The following is a 17,334-nucleotide window of genomic DNA, read 5'->3' on the forward strand; positions in this document are numbered from 1 at the left end:
TGGGTCCTTTAGATGTTGAAGGCCGGTTCGAGCACCTTGGAGAAGAAACTCCGGGTGCGCGGTTCCTGGGGGTTGCTGAAGATTTCCTGCGGGGTGCCCTGTTCCACGATCTGGCCCTGGTCCATGAACACCACGGTGTCCGCCACGTCGCGGGCGAAGCCCATCTCGTGCGTGACGATGATCAGCGTGGTGCCGGACGTGGCGAGTTCGCGGATCACGTCCAGCACTTCGTTGACCAGCTCGGGGTCCAGGGCGGAGGTGGGTTCGTCGAACAGCAGGATCTTGGGGTCCAGGGCCAGGGCGCGGGCGATGGCGACACGCTGCTGCTGGCCGCCGGAGAGCTGGCGCGGGTAGGCGCCGGCCCGGTCCTTGAGCCCCACGCGGTCCAGCAGTTCCAGGCCGCGGCGGCGGGCGTCTTCTTTCGAGCGTCCCTGCGCTACCACCGGTGCTTCGGCCACGTTCTCCAGTGCGGTGAGGTGCGGGAACAGGTTGAAGTTTTGGAACACCATGCCGATCTCGGTGCGCTGTTTCAGGATCTCCTTTTCGCGCAGCTCGTGCAGCCGGTCGCCGCGGATTTCGTAGCCCACCAGCTGCCCGTCGATGGTGATGTGCCCGCCGTCCACCTTCTCCAGGTGGTTGATGGTGCGCAGCAGGGTGGATTTGCCGGAGCCGGAGGGGCCCACGATCACGGCCACCCCGCCCGGCTCGACGGTCAGGCTGACGCCTTTGAGGACTTCGGTGGCGCCGAAGGACTTGCGGACGCCGGTGATTTCCACCAGGCCGCGGGTGGCAGGAGGGGCGGTAAGGGTTGCAGTCATCAGAAGTTCCTCCGGTTGGGGACCGCCGCGTGGGTGGCGAAGAATTTACGGGCCTTCTGCAGGGGCGTCAGCGGCAGGTTCCGCACCGCGCCCTTGGAGTAGTGCCGCTCGATGTAGTACTGGAAGACGCTCAGCACGGACGTGATCACGATGTACCAGAGCGTGGCCACCAGCAGCAGCGGCAGGACCTGCTGCGTGCGGTTGTAGATGACCTGGACCGTGTAGAACAGCTCGGAGTAGGCCAGGACGTAGACGATCGAGGTGCCCTTGACCAGGCCGATGATCTCGTTGAACGCCGTGGGCAGGATGGCCCGCATGGCCTGCGGCAGCACGATCCTTGTGGAGCGGCGCCAGGCCGGGATGCCCAGCGCCGCCGCCGCCTCCAGCTGGCCCTGGTCCACGGAGAGGATGCCGCCGCGGATGATCTCGGCCGAATAGGCCGCCTGGTTCAGGGTCAGTCCCAGCACTGCTGCCGCAAACTGGCTGATCAGTGTGGTGGTCTGCACCTCGAAGAACCGGACATCGGTGAAGGGGAGCCCTAAGCTGATTTTTTCGTACAGGTAGCCCAGGTTGTACCAAAGGAGCATCTGGACCAGCAACGGCGTGGACCGGAAGATCCAGGAGAACGTCCAGGACACCGAGACCAGCAGCGGCGACGCCGAGAGCCGCATGAGCGCCAGGATGAAGCCGAGCACAAACCCCAGGACGCCGGAGATTACCGTCAGCTTGAGGGTTTCCACCAGGCCGATGACCACGGACTGGGCGGTGAACCACTGGGCCACCACGCCCCACTCCCAGCGCGGGTTGGTGGCCAGGGACCACGCCACGGCAAGGACACCAAGCGCGACGACGGCAGTCCCCACCCAGCGCCACGGATGCCTGGCTGCCACCACGCGGTAGGACGAGTAGTCCGCCGGGATCCGACCCTGGATGCGGTCTCCGTCCGGTGGCGCTGCCGGCGGCACTGCCGCGACCTGGTCCGGCTGCGGCTGGACGGGTTGCGGTTGCTTTGACTGCGCCACCCTGGTTGCTGAACTCACGGGGCCACCTCACTTCTCTTTCCTGGGCTGGAGCCGGGTTGCCCGGCGTCGGAGCGGCTGGCCCCGGGTGCTGGCTGCAAATCTAGGACCGGCCGTAACGGGCCAGCAAGGCGGCCGGTTGCAATACTTCACGGGGCTTCGCACGGCGTCATGAGTCGGTTTTTTGCGTCCCTTAACGCGCCGTGACGCGGAGTTAACGGCCGTGACCAGGCGCTCGACCGCCGTCGTCACGCCTGCCTAGCATGGGCACTCCGACGGCCGCTCCCGTGCCGTCCCCTGCACATCACATGCCGTCAGGAGAGCCCATGCCAGCCACCCTCCCGGCCATCGTCTTCATCGGCGGCGGACCGCGCACGGCGGGCGTGCTGGAGCGGATCGCCGCCAACCGGCCGGACGTCTTCGCCGGCCCCCTGCAGATCCATGTGGTGGAGCCGCACATCCCGGGGTCGGGCCGCATCTGGCGGTATGACCAGGACCCCGGGCTCCTCCTGAATTCGATGGCCGCGGACATCACCATGTTCACCGACGCGTCCGTTGACTGCTCCGGTCCCACCGCGCCCGGCCCGGGGCTGGCCGAGTGGGGCGCCGGCGTACTGGACGCCTCCATCACCGACGTTCCTGACTTCCCCCAGCCGCTGTGGGACCAGCTGCGGGCCCTGACCGCCACCACGTTTCCCACCCGGCAGCTGCAGAGCCAGTACCTCGAGTGGTTCTTCCGCCGCGCCGCCAGGTCCTTGGGCCGCAGCGTGACGGTGCACCGGACCACCGCCGTGGGCATCACAGCACTAGCCTCCGGTAGCCACGGGGTTGACCTGGCCAACGGCCGGACCCTCCACGCGGACATTGTGGTGACCGCGCTGGGCCACACCGACTCCCGCCCGGACGCCATATCCGCCGGTTTCACGGACTTCGCTGCCCGGCACGGCGGCTACCACGCGGCACCCAGCTACACTACCGACGTCGACTACTCCCCCATCGCTCCCGGCCAGGACGTGATCGTGGCCGGGATGGGCCTGGCGTTCGTGGACCTGCTGGTCCTCCTCATGGAGGGGCGCGGCGGCAGGTTTGAGGAGACGTCCGACGGCGGGCTGCGCTACCTGCCGTCCGGACGCGAACCACGGCTGTGGGCGGGGTCGCGGCGGGGCGTGCCGTACCACTCCAAGATTTCCGCAGCCCTGCGGGGACAGGCGCCGGGGCCGCTGCAGTTCTTCACCAAAACCGCGGTGGAGGCCCTGCTGCAGCAGCACGGCGAGCTGGACTTCCGCCGGCACCTCTGGCCCCTGATCGCCAAGGAAGCCGGGCACTACTACTACCGCGAGCTGCTGACCGGAAGCCCTGACCGGGCCGCCATGGGCTGGGACGAGTTTGCCGCCGCCTATGCCGGACTGGACTGGTACAGCCGCGAGCGCGCGGACCTGGTTGCCGCCGCAGTCCCGGATTCCGGCCTGCACTTGGACCTGGAGCGGCTGGACCGTCCCTTCGAGGGCCTCCACTTCCGTGACCACGCCGAGGTGCAGGAAGCCGTCGCTCATTACATCGACAATGACTTGCGGCTCCGGGACGGCCCGGACCACCCCGAGACCTTTGCCCTCTTCCTGGCCCTGCTGCACGTCTATATGGAGGTGGGGCGCATGGTCCCGCCCGAGCGGCTGAACGCACGCTCGCAGCAGGTCATCCACGGCTGGTGGCACGGCTTCTTCAGCTTCGTGGACTCCGGTCCGCCGCCCCACCGGCTCCGCCAGATGCTGGCGCTGCACCGGGCGGGCGTGCTGCAGTTCCTGGGTCCGGGCCTGCAGGTTTCCGCCGACGAAGCCACCGGGTTGTTTGCTGCTTCGTCCGCGCAGTCGGGGGTAACGGTCACGGCCAAGGCCCTGATCGAGGCCAGGCTGCCGTCCACCTCGGTGGCCCGCTCGCTCAACCCCGTGCTCGCCTCGCTGTACGGGAGCGGCCTGGGCAGCGAGCAGCAGCTGCTGACCTCGGACGGCATCCACTCCACCGGGAAACTCCTGGTCTCCCCGCAGCACCAGCTGGTGGGCGCCGACGGCGTACCCCAGCCCACCTTATTTGGCGTTGGCCCGGGCACATCGGGCTGGGGCGCCGGCGCCTTTGCCCGGCCCAACACCAACGCCGCGCCGTTCCGGGAGAACGATGCCCTGGCCCGGGCCGTCCTCGGCGTTGCCCGGGACCTGGCTGCCCGGGCCACAATTACTCCAGAACCAGCCGCCGCCGGAAAGAACTAACCAGTGACAAGGAATGACCAGTGACCGCAGAACCCCACCTTCGTCCCAGGCCTCTTGACCCTGCCAGCCTGGCGGTCCTCAGCCTGCCCATGCACGATCCGCGCGTCCGGCCGCTCCTGGACGAGCTCGCCGTCGAATATGACACCCGGTACGGGGACCTGTTCGGCCGCTCGGCTGCCGCGGAGGAACTGAACCGCTACCCGGCTGCCGAATTCGAGGAACCGCACGGCGCCCTGCTGATCATCCAGGAGGACGGCGAGTCAATCGCCGGCGGGGCGTTCCGGAGCTATGACCAAACCACCGCGGAACTGAAGCGCATCTGGACGCACTCGGACCACCGCCGTCGTGGTTTGGCCCGGCTGGTACTGGCCGAGCTGGAAGCCCTGGCCAGCGCCCGCGGCTACACCCGTCTGTACCTCACCACCGGCCCCCGGCAGCCCGAGGCCAAGCACCTCTACCTGAGCACCGGCTACCAGGCGCAGTTCGACCTGGACGCCGATCCGGAAACCATCGGGCACCTGGCGTTCACCAAGGACCTGCCAACCCTGCTGTAGGACGGACTGCGGGGTCGACGGGCCGGGCACCGCCGCAAACCGGACGGCCGCGGCTAAGCTGGCGCCATGGCCACCAAAACCACAGCAGAGAAGCTTGCCACCATCCAGAAGGGCTACACGCTGGAAGGGGCCACCATCGAGCTGGGGGCCGCCATCATCGACGGCGAGCTGCACAAGGACGCGCCCGTGCGGCTGCCGCTGGCCATGATGAACCGGCACGGGCTGGTGGCGGGTGCCACCGGAACGGGCAAGACCGTCACGCTGCACATGATGGCCGAACAGCTGTCCACCGCCGGCGTCCCCGTCTTCCTGGCCGACATCAAGGGCGACCTGTCCGGCCTGGCCACAGCCGCCGCCGGCAGTGACAAACTCACGGCCCGCACGGACAGCATCGGTCAGGCGTGGCAGGGCAAAACGTTTCCGGTGGAGTTCCTGGCGCTGGGCGGCGACGGCAACGGCGTTCCCGTCCGCGCCACGGTGACCTCGTTCGGGCCCATCCTGCTCTCGCGCATCATGGAACTGAACGACACGCAGGAATCGAGCCTGCAGCTGGTCTTCTACTTCGCGGACAAGAACGGCCTGGAGCTGATTGACCTCAAGGACCTCCGCGCCGTCATCCAGTTCCTCACCTCGGATGAAGGCAAGGACCAGCTCGAGGAACTCGGCGGCCTGTCCAAAGCGACCGCGGGCGTGATCCTGCGGGAGATCGTGACCCTGGAGGCGCAGGGGCTGGAAAAGTTCTTCGGCGAGCCGGAGTTCGACACCGCCGAGCTGCTGCGCACCGCCCCGGACCGCCGCGGCGTAATCACCTGCCTGGAACTGCCCACCCTGCAGACCAAGCCCATGCTGTTCTCCACCTTCCTCATGTGGCTGCTGGCAGACCTGTTCGAGGACCTCCCCGAGGCCGGCGACCTGGACAAGCCCAAGCTGGTCTTCTTCCTGGACGAAGCCCACCTGCTGTTCAACGACGCGTCCAAGGCCTTCCTCGAGGCCATCACCACCACCGTCCGGCTCATCCGGTCCAAGGGTGTGGGCATCTTCTTCGTGACCCAGACGCCCAAGGATGTCCCCGCTGACGTCCTGGGCCAGCTGGCCAACCGGGTGCAGCATGCCCTGCGCGCCTTTACCCCCGAGGACGCCAAGGCGCTCAAGGCCACGGTGTCCACGTTCCCGCTCAGCGACTACGACCTCGAAGAGACGCTCACGTCCGCCGGTATCGGCGAGGCCGTCATCACCGTCATGAACGAGAAAGGCGCGCCCACCCCGGTGGCCCTCACCCGGCTCCGCGCCCCCGAGTCCGTCATGGGCCCCAGTGACGAGGCCCTGGTCCGCAGCACGGTGGCCGGTTCCGCGCTGCTGGGGAAGTACGGAACAGCGGTGGACAACCCGTCCGCGTACGAGAAGCTCACCGGCAAGGCTGCAGCTCCCACGGGTCCGGCGGCTGGATCTCCTGCCGGCGCACCCGGGACGCCGGCCGGGTACGACGTGGACGCCGAAGCCCGGCGGATCGAGCAGGAGATCCTGGGCCGGCCCAGCAGCAGGCCTGCGCCAGCCTCGCCGCAGGATCCGGAACCCCAGTACAGCGAACCGGATTACGGCGAGCCGGCGCCGTCCAAGACTCGGGCAAAAGCGCCGCGGGCCCCGCGGACGCGACAGTCCCGGGAGCCCCAGCCGCAGCCCGGCGGCATGATGGGTGACCTCGGAGGCGTACTCGGCGGTGCCCTGGGTGGCGGGCTCAAGAGCATGGCGCGGTCCATGGGCACGCAACTCGGACGCGAACTGCTCCGCGGAGTGTTCGGCACGTCCTCCCGGCGACGCCGCCGCTGAGGCTGCCGCTCCCGGCCCTGACGCTGACGACCTGCCGCTCCTAACCCTGCCGCTCCTTGCGCCGCGCCTCATAGCTCTGCACCGGGTGTCCCGGGGACCTGCCCAAGGTTCCTGGTGACGCTGTCCTGGCCTCCCGCCGTCGGGCGTTAAAGGGGCGTTGCACGGCGGATTAGGGGGGACCCTAACTTTAGTGTGTGTCCGCACTGCCGTTACTGTAAGGAACGTGCAGATGAGTCAAGCGTTGGTGAGGATCGCGGCCGGATGGCTGTTGGGCCTCATGCTTGCCGTCGCCGGAGCCGTGGTGGCCATCAATGTGGTGAACAATACCGTGGCCAGCCCGCAGCAGCCGGTCAGGGAGTATCTGGACGCCCTGAAAAGCGGCGACGGCGGGCGTGCGCTGGGGCTCCTGAAGGCCGCAGTCCCGCCAAGCAACGCCGCCATGCTGGATGGCCCGGGCCTGCAGACGTCCGCCGCCCGCCTGGCCAATATCGCCATTGGTGATCCCGAAGAACGTCCCAACAACCAGGTGATGGTGCCCCTCGAGTACACCATCGACGGCAGCCGGCTGCACACGGAATTCCTGCTGCAGAAGACCGGCACCGAGTGGCTGTTCTTCAACACCTGGGCATTCGTCCCGTCCCGGCTGCCCACGGTTGATATCACCGTGGTCAACGGCAGCGAGGCAACAGTCAACGGCGTCCCGGTCAACATGCCCAACGGCCGCAACTCCTTCGCGGTGTTCTACCCCGGCGAGTACGAGGCCTCCCTCGACGGGCAGTATTTCTCGGCACCGGCCACCCGCGCCACCGTCACTTCCAAGGACACCCCCGTGGCGCCGCTCAACCTGCTGACCCAGGCCACGGACAAGCTGAAGAACGATGTTGCTGCCAAGATCCGGGAATTCCTGGACACCTGCGCGGCGGAGGCCGTCAAGGAACAGAAGCTCCAGCCCGACTGCCCGTTCTACTACACCAGCAACAACAGGGTCCAGGACGGCAGCATCCGATGGACCGTGACCGAATACCCCGGGGTATCGGTGGAGCCGTTCGACGGCCGCTGGGTGGTGGCACCCCTGGACGGCAAGGCCAAGGTGGAGGCGCTGCAACAGAACTCGTTCACTGGGGCCTGGTACCCGCTGGACCAGGAGGTGGACTTTAGCTTCACCACCCGCTTGGACGTCGCCGGTGACACCGTCAAAGTCACCCCGATGCTGAGCTTCTAGCCCCTCCGGTTAGTCCGCGTCACGCCAGACACGCTTTCAGGCCTGGTGCGTGCTGCCGCCCTTGATTTTCCAGGGTTCCGGCAACTCAGCGGTGGTGAAAACCTGCTCCGCGTGACGCCTCCGGCCGGCTACCGCCGTCGTTTCAGGACCGCAAGCACCTGCTCCACCATCTCCTGCGGCCGGAACACCACGTCGGCGTAGTAGTAGCGGAGTGCCGTGTACCCCTGCAGGACCGACTCGTTGTTGCGGCGATGGTCCTTTTGAACCTGTTTCCACTCCGCGTGATGCCTCCCGTCCAGTTCCACCACCAGCCAGCCATCCAGCAGCAGATCCACATAGCCCACCCGTTCCAGGTACACCTGCGGCTGCACTTGGATCCCTGCCTTGCGGAAGTACGTCCGTGCCAGGGTCTCCAGGAGGGAATCCGCCCCACTGTCCACCCAGTCCAGGACCGCCCTGGCCCTTCCGTTGCGATGTCCGGGTAACCGCTGGCGCAGGAAATCCACAGTCATGTCGCCGCGCGTGACGGCGCACTCCACCATCACCAGCGACTCCGCGAACGGCAGGCATCGCAGCGCATGGATCAACACATCTGCCAGTGCGGCCACCGGCTGAAGCGGGGAAGGCGGCAGGAGAAGTCCACTGTGGTGGACGGCGTCGCCACAGACAGCGTCCTGCCGGCGGTGGTAAACGTGGCGCCTTCCGTCCGAGGGGAGTGACCAAAGGCTGTAAGCAGCCGCGGCGCTGGAACACGTCAGCAGCTCCCGGTTCCGCAGCACGGCAACCAAGTCCGGAGGCGCCGTCGGAAGCGCATAGAGCCCTCGGTCGGGTTGCATCACCCCGGCCCTTACCGCACGCCGAAGGGCGGCATCATCCACTCCCAGCCTTGACAGGGCTAACCTTCGGGCGGCGCCGCCGCAACTTTCCAGGGCTTTGAGGGCATCCATACGCCCATGCTCCCCGGCTCCTGAAGTTACCTGACAGCCTGCCCCGGGCCTATGTGGACAGCAGCGAACACAGTCCGCGTCACGCCAAGCACGCTTTCAGGGCCCTCGGACAACGAAAACCCCGGAGTTCCGGGGCTGCCATTACGCCGGAAACGCGAAAGGCTGCTTCCCGTGACGCGGGGTCACAAGAAAGCAGCCTTTCAGGCAGCAGCCGGCCGGGTCAGTCCATGCCGCGCAGGTCCAGGACCAGTTCGGTGTCGCCATCGGCCTGCAGGACCACCGGGATGCCCCAGTCCTGCTGGTACAGGTGGCAGGCGGCGTGGTCGGGGATTTCGCCGTCCTCGGTCTCGGGGCCATCGCAGGCTGCGGCCCGGGCGGTAATGTGCAGCACGCCCTCGGGCACGTCCCGGGACAGCTCCAGGGTACGCAGCAGTCCCACGGAGGTCCCGCCGCCGGACACCAGCAGCTCCGGCGGGGTGGAGGAGATCTTCAGCTGCGTGGGGTCGCCCCAGCGGTCGTCGAGCTTCTGCCCGGTGGGCGCGGTGAAGCGGACGGTCAGATCCAGCGGTCCGGGAGCCACGGGGCTCTTGGGTCGGTGGGTCTGGGACGCTCCCTCATCCACCTGCTGTGCTTCCTTGGGGATGGGAACGTAGACGAGCTGGTGTTTGTTCGCCTCCACCACCACCAGCAGGGGCTCCGAGCCGGCTGACTGTGTGTGGTCAACAATGACGTCCGAGGGCTCTGCGAGGCCGCGGGCCAGGGTGGACACCGTGCCGGACGCGGGATCATAGCGGCGCACGGCTCCGTTGTAGGTGTCCGCGATCGCCACGGAGCCGTCGGGCAGGACTGTCACTCCGAGCGGGTGCTGCAGGCGTGCTTCTGCCGCGGGGCCGTCGCGGAAGCCGAAGTCGAACAGGCCCTTGCCCACCGCGGACTCCACGGTGACGGTGCCGCCCTCGGCGATGACCAGCTTGCGCAGGGCGGAGGTTTCAGAATCGGCCACCCAGATGTTGCCGTCGGCGTCCTCGGCCAAGCCGGAGGACTGGGCGAACCAGGCCTCATGGGCGGGCCCGTCGAGCAGGCCTTCCAGCCCGTTGCCGGCAATGATGGCCACCGCACCGGTGATGGGATCGAAGCTGAAAATCTGGTGCGTGCCGGCCATGGCCACCACCACCGCGTTCAGCTTGCGCGACCACACCACGTCCCACGGCGAGCTCAGGGCAACCTCCAGCGGATCGCTGCCCAGCGACCCGCTGAACCCGGCACCCTCTTCATCCACGCGTGCCGGGCCGGTTTCCAGCAGCCGCTGGATGCCGTTGCCGGCCAGGGTGGAGGCCTTGCCGTCCGTGAGCGAGAGTCCCCGCAGGCGGTGGTTGACCGAGTCGGCAATCACGACGTCGTAGCCGGCCTTGGCTGCCACATCTTCCGGCAGCAGGACCAGGCCCTGGGGCTCATTGAACTGTGCGCTGGCGGTATCGCCCGCGGCGGAACCATCGGCGTAGCCCTTGGTGCCCGAGCCGAAGGTGGCCAGGACGGTCTGGAAGTCGGTGCCCAGCTCCACCAGGCGGTGGTGGCCGGTGTCGGTGACCAGCCAGGAACCCTTGTCCGCGGCGCCGCCGGCCGTGGCACCTGCGGAGGAGCCGTCGTCGGACGTTCCAGCCGGAGCGCCGGAACCTCGGCCCGCCGGCAGGAACAAAGCCTTGCCGGGGAAGCGCAGGGTCCCGGAGGTCGCCTCGGGCGCCACGTACGGGCCGGAGCCGCGGTGCAGGGTGCCTTTGGCCTCGTGTTCGGCGATGAGCTCGGGGATCAGCACGGCGAGCCCGTCCGCGTGGCCCTCGCCGGAGAGGTGGGCCACGATGTAGCCCTCGGGGTCGATGACCACCAGGGTGGGCCAGGCGCGGGCGGTGTAGGCCTTCCACGTGTCCAGCTCCGGATCGTCCAGCACGGGGTGGTGGATCTCGTAGCGCTCCACGGCCGCGGCCAGCGCCACCGGATCGGCCTCGTGCTCGAACTTGGGCGAGTGGACCCCCACGGTGACCAGCACGTCCGAGTACTGCTCTTCCAGCGGCCGCAGCTCATCCAGGACGTGCAGGCAGTTGATGCAGCAAAAGGTCCAGAAATCGAGCAGCACGATCTTGCCGCGCAGGGCCTCGAGGTCCAGGCTCTTGCCGCCGGTGTTCAACCAGTTGCGGCCCACCAGTTCGGAGGCCCGGACCCGGGCATGCGTGCGTACGGTTTCGCTCATCAGCGTCCTTCCAGCTTGTTGCGTTCAGCCAGCTTGGCGTCGCGTTCGGCCAATTTGGCAAACATATCGTTGTAAGCGGTCAGATCGGCGTCATTATTCCTGTCCGCCGCGCGGTCCACCCGTTTGGTCTCCCGCTGGTCGGACCTGGACCACATGATGGCGACGCCGATCGCCACCAGCAGCGTTGGCACCTCGCCGATGCCCCAGGCCACCGCGCCGCCGGTCTGCTGGTCAACGAGGGCTGACGGTCCCCAGGCGCGGCCAAGGTTGCCAAAGTAATCCGCGGCCAGCAGCCCAGTGCCGCCCATGATGGAGACGCCGAAGAAAGCGTGGAAGCCCATGGTGGCCAGCAGCAGGAGCAGCCGCATGGGGTACGGCGCACGGAGCGGCAGGGGGTCGGTGCCGATCATGCTCAGCACGAAGATGTATCCGGTGAGCAGGAAGTGCAGGTTCATCAGTTCGTGGCCCACATGCTCGCGCATGGCGAAGCCGAACAGGTCCGAGTAGTAGAACAGCACGATCGAGCCGGCAAAGTTCGCGGCCGCGAACAGCGGGTGGGTGACCAGCTGCGAGAACTTCGAGTGCACGAACACCAGGAGCCATTCCCGCGTGCCGCGTGAGCCATCGCCGCGCGCGGGCAGCGCGCGCAGGGCAAGGGTCACCGGGGCGCCCAGCACCAGGAAGATCGGGGCCACCATGGTCAGGGCCATGTGGTCCACCATGTGCGCGGAGAACAGGACGCGGCCATAGACCGACGGCGGCCCGGACGTGATGTAGGTCAGGACCACCAGGCCGATGACCCAGTTCACGGACCGGAACCACTGCCAAGAGTCGCCGCGGCGGCGGACCTTGGCCACACCCAGGAAATAAGTCACCAGGCCAAAGAGGGCCACTGCCACCCAGAGCCAGTCCAGGCGCCATTCCGTCAACCAGCGTTCGGGCGTCAGTTCCGGCGGCAGGTCGTAGCCGCTGAGGATGAAGGCGGCCGAGGCATTGGGCGCCGGTTCGGTGGGCTGCGGTGGAGCGGAGCGGCCCAGGGCCACGGCGATGCCGGAGGTGGCGCCCATGATCAACAGCTCAGCCAGCACCAGCTGCCAGAGGACGCGCCGCGAGGACAGGGTGGAGCCCTTGCGGCCCAGCTGCGGGATGACCCACTGCCGGTGCATGAAGCCAATGCCGCCCAGCACTACCGCGGCTGCGCTCTTGGCCAGGATCAGCTGGCCGTAGGCGGAGCCGAAAAGATCAGACCAGCTGGTGACCCGGATACTGGCGTTGATGATGCCCGAGGCGAAGACCAGCACGAACGCGAACCCGGCCAGGGTGGAGAACCGCCGGAGCGTGGGTTCGGTGATGTCCGTGGCTGCCCCGGCCTTGGTCCCGGTGAGGATCCCGGACAGCAGGGCCAGGATGATGATGCCGCCCACCCAGGTGCTCACGCCCACCAGGTGCAGGCCGAGTGAGTTGATGGCGCCCTCGTGGTCGGAAGAGCTGGACGAGTGGCCGATCAAGGCGGTGGGGACCAGGCCAATGAGGGCCAGGACGAGGGTCAGCGCCAGGCCGCCCAGTGACCTGACGCCGAACAGCGCTGTGGTCACCACCGCGGCGATGATGATGACGGCAAGCCAAGCCCGGCCGGTTTCAATATCCGTCATGAAATACACCAGGGCCTGGGTGAACGCCTGGTCGCCGGACAAACCCTGCCCCGCAACGTCGGCATAGGTGAGCACCAGGACTGCGATGGCGGACAAGGTCCACACAGCACCGGCGACGGCGGCCACAGCCAGGACGCGGGTAAAGGCGGGATGTTCGGGTGCACCGTTGACTGCCGCTTCCCGGTCGCGGCCGCGGGCGTTGAGGGCTCTGGGGAGAATCCCGACGGCGAAGATCAGGCCACCGACGACCGTCGCCAGGGAGACGTTATGGACGGCCTTGCTGACAGGCAGGCCCCAACGCACCAGGGCACCGGGGTCGGCAACACTGCGGGCCGCTGCAGCGCCGGAAAAGATCAGTGCTGCTGCGAGGCCCAGGAAGAGTGCTGCCAGGCCGGCCAGCTGCCAAGGCACCGGGATCCCCCGGCTTCCGGCGTCCCGGACCGCAGCTCCCTTGCCAGGATCGGACTGGGGCGCGGTGGAACGGGGTTTTGCGGCAGAAGACACCATTCCATTGTCCGCTACGCCTGCCCGGGCCGCGAATCCGTGCGTGAAAGCCAGCGGGCCCTTAAAAGCGAAGGAGCGGCAACCCTGGGGGTTGCCGCTCCTTGTATCCAGCCGGCTGAGTGCCGGACGGGACAAGCCTTACTTCTTGGAGACTGCAGCCTTCAGCTTGGAGCCGGCGGTCAGCTTGACGCTGTGGCCTGCTGCAATCTGGATGGTTTCGCCGGTCTGCGGGTTACGGCCGGTGCGGGCTGCACGGTCGGTGCGCTCGACGGCGAGCCAGCCCGGGATGGTGATCTTCTCGCCCGCGGCGACAGAAGTCTCGAAAACCTCGAACAGTGCATCGAGGACGGAGTTGACGGCAGCCTGGCTGGTGCCGGCCTTGCCTGCTACCTCTGCAACAAGTTCACTACGGTTCTTAGCCATTTATGTCCTCCTGGACGATTCTGATTCTGAAGCCTGCACGCGGCATGCGTACAAGCCACTGTCCGAAAACTTACCAGCTTGGGCGCTTCCGGTCCGCAAATTCCGCGTGTTTCCGCCACTTTTTGAGGTTAATCACCGCTTCCGAGGGCTATTTTCAGCCCTCGGCAGAAGCCTCAGTGCTTCCTGGCGGGTTTGCCCAGGGTGGTCCTTCGGGTCCTGGGCGGTTAAATGTGGGAGGCCCCAACCGTGTGTGGTTGGGGCCTCGACCATTAATGTGTGTCCGGCGGTGACCTACTCTCCCACACCCTCCCGGGTGCAGTACCATCGGCGCTGTGGGTCTTAGCTTCCGGGTTCGGAATGGGACCGGGCGTTTCCCCCACGCTATGACCGCCGTAACCCTTTTACCCGTCACCCCCGGTGTTTTGGTGGGTGTGGGAAATCTTGTGGTTACAACATTGTGGTGTTGTTATTCAATTGTTGGTTCCTGCCAAAACCCCGGTGTTGGGTTGTTGGTTGGGAACCACATAGTGGACGCAAGCAGAGTTTTGTATATATCTGTGTGGTGTAAGTTGTTGGCCTATTAGTACCGGTCAGCTTCACGAGTCGTTAGTCCTCGCTTCCACATCCGGCCTATCAACCCAGTGGTCTGGCTGGGGGCCTCTCACACCCGAGGGTGTATGGAAATCTCATCTCGAAGCGAGCTTCCCGCTTAGATGCTTTCAGCGGTTATCCCATCCGAACGTAGCTAATCAGCGGTGCACTTGGCAGTACAACTGACACACCAGAGGTTCGTCCGTCCCGGTCCTCTCGTACTAAGGACAGCCCTTCTCAAATTTCCTGCGCGCGCAGCGGATAGGGACCGAACTGTCTCACGACGTTCTAAACCCAGCTCGCGTACCGCTTTAATGGGCGAACAGCCCAACCCTTGGGACCTACTCCAGCCCCAGGATGCGACGAGCCGACATCGAGGTGCCAAACCATGCCGTCGATATGGACTCTTGGGCAAGATCAGCCTGTTATCCCCGAGGTACCTTTTATCCGTTGAGCGACGGCCATTCCACAATGTACCGCCGGATCACTAGTCCCGACTTTCGTCCCTGCTCGAGATGTCTCTCTCACAGTCAAGCTCCCTTGTGCACTTACACTCGACACCTGATTGCCAACCAGGCTGAGGGAACCTTTGGGCGCCTCCGTTACTTTTTAGGAGGCAACCGCCCCAGTTAAACTACCCATCAGGCACTGTCCCTGACCCGGATTACGGGCCGAAGTTAGATGTCCAAAGTGACCAGAGTGGTATTTCAACGATGACTCCACCCGAACTGGCGTCCGGGCTTCAACGTCTCCCACCTATCCTACACAAGCCACTCCGAACACCAATACCAAACTATAGTAAAGGTCTCGGGGTCTTTCCGTCCTGCTGCGCGTAACGAGCATCTTTACTCGTACTGCAATTTCGCCGAGTTTATGGTTGAGACAGCGGGGAAGTCGTTACTCCATTCGTGCAGGTCGGAACTTACCCGACAAGGAATTTCGCTACCTTAGGATGGTTATAGTTACCACCGCCGTTTACTGGGGCTTAAATTCTCAGCTTCGCCTTGCGGCTAACCGGTCCTCTTAACCTTCCAGCACCGGGCAGGAGTCAGTCCGTATACATCGTCTTGCGACTTCGCACGGACCTGTGTTTTTAGTAAACAGTCGCTTCCCCCTGGTCTCTGCGGCCCCGATCCCCTCCCGGTCGCTAGTACCGTTCAAGGTTGGGGCCCCCCTTCTCCCGAAGTTACGGGGGCATTTTGCCGAGTTCCTTAACCATAATTCTCTCGATCGCCTTGGTATTCTCTACCTGATCACCTGTGTCGGTTTGGGGTACGGGCGGCTAAAACCTCGCGTCGATGCTTTTCTCGGCAGCATAGGATCACCAAATCCCCCCAAACGGGGGTCCCATCAGATCTCAGGCTTATATGAGTGGCGGATTTGCCTACCACTCGCCCTACATCCTTAGACCGGGACAACCATCGCCCGGCTCGGCTACCTTCCTGCGTCACACCTGTTAATACGCTTGCCTCCCGGGATCAGGTCCTGCGCTCCACCAAAACCCTTCCATCCAAAGGACGGTCGGGCAGGTTTCGGGCAGTTAGTATCCCCCGCTCAGCATGGGCGGTTTTTCGCCGGTACGGGAATATCAACCCGTTGTCCATCGACTACGCCTGTCGGCCTCGCCTTAGGTCCCGACTTACCCAGGGCAGATTAGCTTGACCCTGGAACCCTTGATCATTCGGCGGACGGGTTTCTCACCCGTCTTTCGCTACTCATGCCTGCATTCTCACTCGTGTAGGCTCCACCGCTGGTTTACACCGCGACTTCACCGCCCACACGACGCTCCCCTACCACTCCGGACGCCTGAACCAACCCACAAGGGGCGGCTTAGCTAAAATCCGAAATCCACAACTTCGGCGGTGTACTTGAGCCCCGCTACATTGTCGGCGCGGAATCACTTGACCAGTGAGCTATTACGCACTCTTTTAAGGGTGGCTGCTTCTAAGCCAACCTCCTGGTTGTCTTCGCAACTCCACATCCTTTCCCACTTAGCACACGCTTAGGGGCCTTAGTTGGTGGTCTGGGCTGTTTCCCTCTCGACTATGAAGCTTATCCCCCACAGTCTCACTGCTGCGCTCTCACTTACCGGCATTCGGAGTTTGGCTGACGTCAGTAACCTTGTAGGGCCCATTAGCCATCCAGTAGCTCTACCTCCAGCAAGAAACACGCAACGCTGCACCTAAATGCATTTCGGGGAGAACCAGCTATCACGAAGTTTGATTGGCCTTTCACCCCTACCCACAGCTCATCCCCTCCATTTTCAACTGAAGTGGGTTCGGTCCTCCACGACGTCTTACCGTCGCTTCAACCTGGCCATGGGTAGATCACTTCGCTTCGGGTCTAGATCACGCCACTGCAACGCCCTATTCAGACTCGCTTTCGCTACGGCTGCCCCACACGGGTTAACCTCGCGACGTAACACTAACTCGCAGGCTCATTCTTCAAAAGGCACGCCGTCACCAGAATCAGACTGGCTCCGACGGATTGTAAGCACACGGTTTCAGGTACTGTTTCACTCCCCTCCCGGGGTACTTTTCACCTTTCCCTCACGGTACTGGTCCGCTATCGGTCATTAGGGAGTATTTAGGCTTATCAGGTGGTCCTGACAGATTCGCACGGGATTTCTCGGGCCCCGTACTACTTGGGATACTCTCACAGGCGGTACAAACACATTACGGTTACGGGACTAACACCCTCTCTGGCCGGCCTTTCAAAACCGTTCACCTATGCGCGCACATCACACCCCACCAGCCCGGCAGAACTGGTATGGAAAGTCCCACAACCCCGACCATGCAACGCCCGCCGGCTATCACACATGGAACGGTTTAGCCTGATCCGCGTTCGCTCGCCACTACTAACGGAATCACTATTGTTTTCTCTTCCTGCGGGTACTGAGATGTTTCACTTCCCCGCGTTCCCCCCACGCACCCTATGTGTTCAGGTACGGGTCACCAAGTCACTCGCGCGCTTGGCGGGGTTTCCCCATTCGGACACCCTGGGATCACAGTCCGGTTATCGACTCCCCCAGGCTTATCGCAGATTCCTACGTCCTTCTTCGGCTCCTAATGCCAAGGCATCCACCGTGTGCTCTTAAAAACTTGACCACAAAGATCAAAAACATTTTCGAGAGAACCACGAAAACCAACCACACCCCAACACCCCAAAAAGGATGTCAACAGCGCAGCCAGATCCAGGTTCATTAATCTTGGAAATTGCTTCTTATACAAGATGCTCGCGTCCACTATGTAGTTCTCAAACAACAACCCCA

The 17,334-nt window shown here is 64.9% G+C and carries 10 protein-coding genes and 2 rRNA genes; 4 read left to right on the top strand and 8 right to left on the bottom strand.

Annotated elements, in window-relative coordinates; all coding sequences use genetic code 11:
* Nucleotides 1-8: 8 nt before the first annotated feature.
* Nucleotides 9-818: an amino acid ABC transporter ATP-binding protein gene (locus tag FBY33_RS03940; protein WP_142029394.1), complete on the bottom strand. Its 810-nt coding sequence runs from the start codon at nt 816-818 to the stop codon at nt 9-11.
* Nucleotides 818-1,783 (bottom strand): amino acid ABC transporter permease, encoded by a 966-nt coding sequence (locus FBY33_RS03945; protein WP_142032529.1) that lies wholly within the window; start codon nt 1,781-1,783, stop codon nt 818-820. Before FBY33_RS03945 ends, FBY33_RS03940 begins: the two co-directional genes overlap by 1 nt.
* A gap of 380 nt (nt 1,784-2,163) precedes the next feature.
* Between FBY33_RS03945 and FBY33_RS03950 the strand changes: the two genes are divergently transcribed.
* The 4 genes from FBY33_RS03950 to FBY33_RS03965 all read left to right on the top strand — a co-directional run bounded on the left by FBY33_RS03950 (nt 2,164) and on the right by FBY33_RS03965 (nt 7,701).
* A complete protein-coding gene (locus FBY33_RS03950; protein WP_142029395.1) occupies nt 2,164-4,098 on the top strand; it encodes an FAD/NAD(P)-binding protein in 1,935 nt (644 codons plus the stop codon).
* 20 nt (nt 4,099-4,118) lie between these two features.
* Nucleotides 4,119-4,652 carry a GNAT family N-acetyltransferase gene (locus FBY33_RS03955; RefSeq protein WP_142029396.1) on the top strand — a complete coding sequence of 178 codons (534 nt, stop codon included), beginning with the start codon at nt 4,119-4,121 and terminating at the stop codon, nt 4,650-4,652.
* Between the two features lie 66 nt (nt 4,653-4,718).
* Nucleotides 4,719-6,479 carry a helicase HerA-like domain-containing protein gene (locus FBY33_RS03960; RefSeq protein WP_142029397.1) on the top strand — a complete coding sequence of 587 codons (1,761 nt, stop codon included), beginning with the start codon at nt 4,719-4,721 and terminating at the stop codon, nt 6,477-6,479.
* A 229-nt stretch (nt 6,480-6,708) separates the two neighbouring features.
* Entirely contained in the window at nt 6,709-7,701 is a 993-nt protein-coding gene (locus FBY33_RS03965) for a hypothetical protein (RefSeq protein WP_200831318.1), read from the top strand.
* Nucleotides 7,702-7,829: 128 nt separating this feature from the next.
* Here FBY33_RS03965 and FBY33_RS03970 read toward each other — a convergent pair whose 3' ends face one another.
* The 6 genes from FBY33_RS03970 to FBY33_RS03995 form a co-directional block, all read right to left on the bottom strand.
* Nucleotides 7,830-8,537 carry an endonuclease domain-containing protein gene (locus FBY33_RS03970; protein WP_235010442.1) on the bottom strand — a complete coding sequence of 236 codons (708 nt, stop codon included), beginning with the start codon at nt 8,535-8,537 and terminating at the stop codon, nt 7,830-7,832.
* 331 nt (nt 8,538-8,868) lie between these two features.
* Nucleotides 8,869-10,893 carry an NHL domain-containing thioredoxin family protein gene (locus FBY33_RS03975; RefSeq protein WP_142029399.1) on the bottom strand — a complete coding sequence of 675 codons (2,025 nt, stop codon included), beginning with the start codon at nt 10,891-10,893 and terminating at the stop codon, nt 8,869-8,871.
* Nucleotides 10,893-13,052 carry a cytochrome c oxidase assembly protein gene (locus FBY33_RS03980; protein ID WP_142029400.1) on the bottom strand — a complete coding sequence of 720 codons (2,160 nt, stop codon included), beginning with the start codon at nt 13,050-13,052 and terminating at the stop codon, nt 10,893-10,895. Before FBY33_RS03980 ends, FBY33_RS03975 begins: the two co-directional genes overlap by 1 nt.
* Nucleotides 13,053-13,187: 135 nt before the next feature.
* Entirely contained in the window at nt 13,188-13,472 is a 285-nt protein-coding gene (locus FBY33_RS03985; protein ID WP_011693739.1) for an HU family DNA-binding protein, read from the bottom strand.
* Between the two features lie 278 nt (nt 13,473-13,750).
* Nucleotides 13,751-13,867 (bottom strand): 5S ribosomal RNA (rrf, locus tag FBY33_RS03990).
* A gap of 164 nt (nt 13,868-14,031) precedes the next feature.
* Nucleotides 14,032-17,170, bottom strand: a 23S ribosomal RNA gene (locus FBY33_RS03995).
* Nucleotides 17,171-17,334: the final 164 nt, after the last annotated feature.

This window comes from Arthrobacter sp. SLBN-112 (genome assembly GCF_006715225.1).
Classification (GTDB): Bacteria; Actinomycetota; Actinomycetes; order Actinomycetales; family Micrococcaceae; genus Arthrobacter.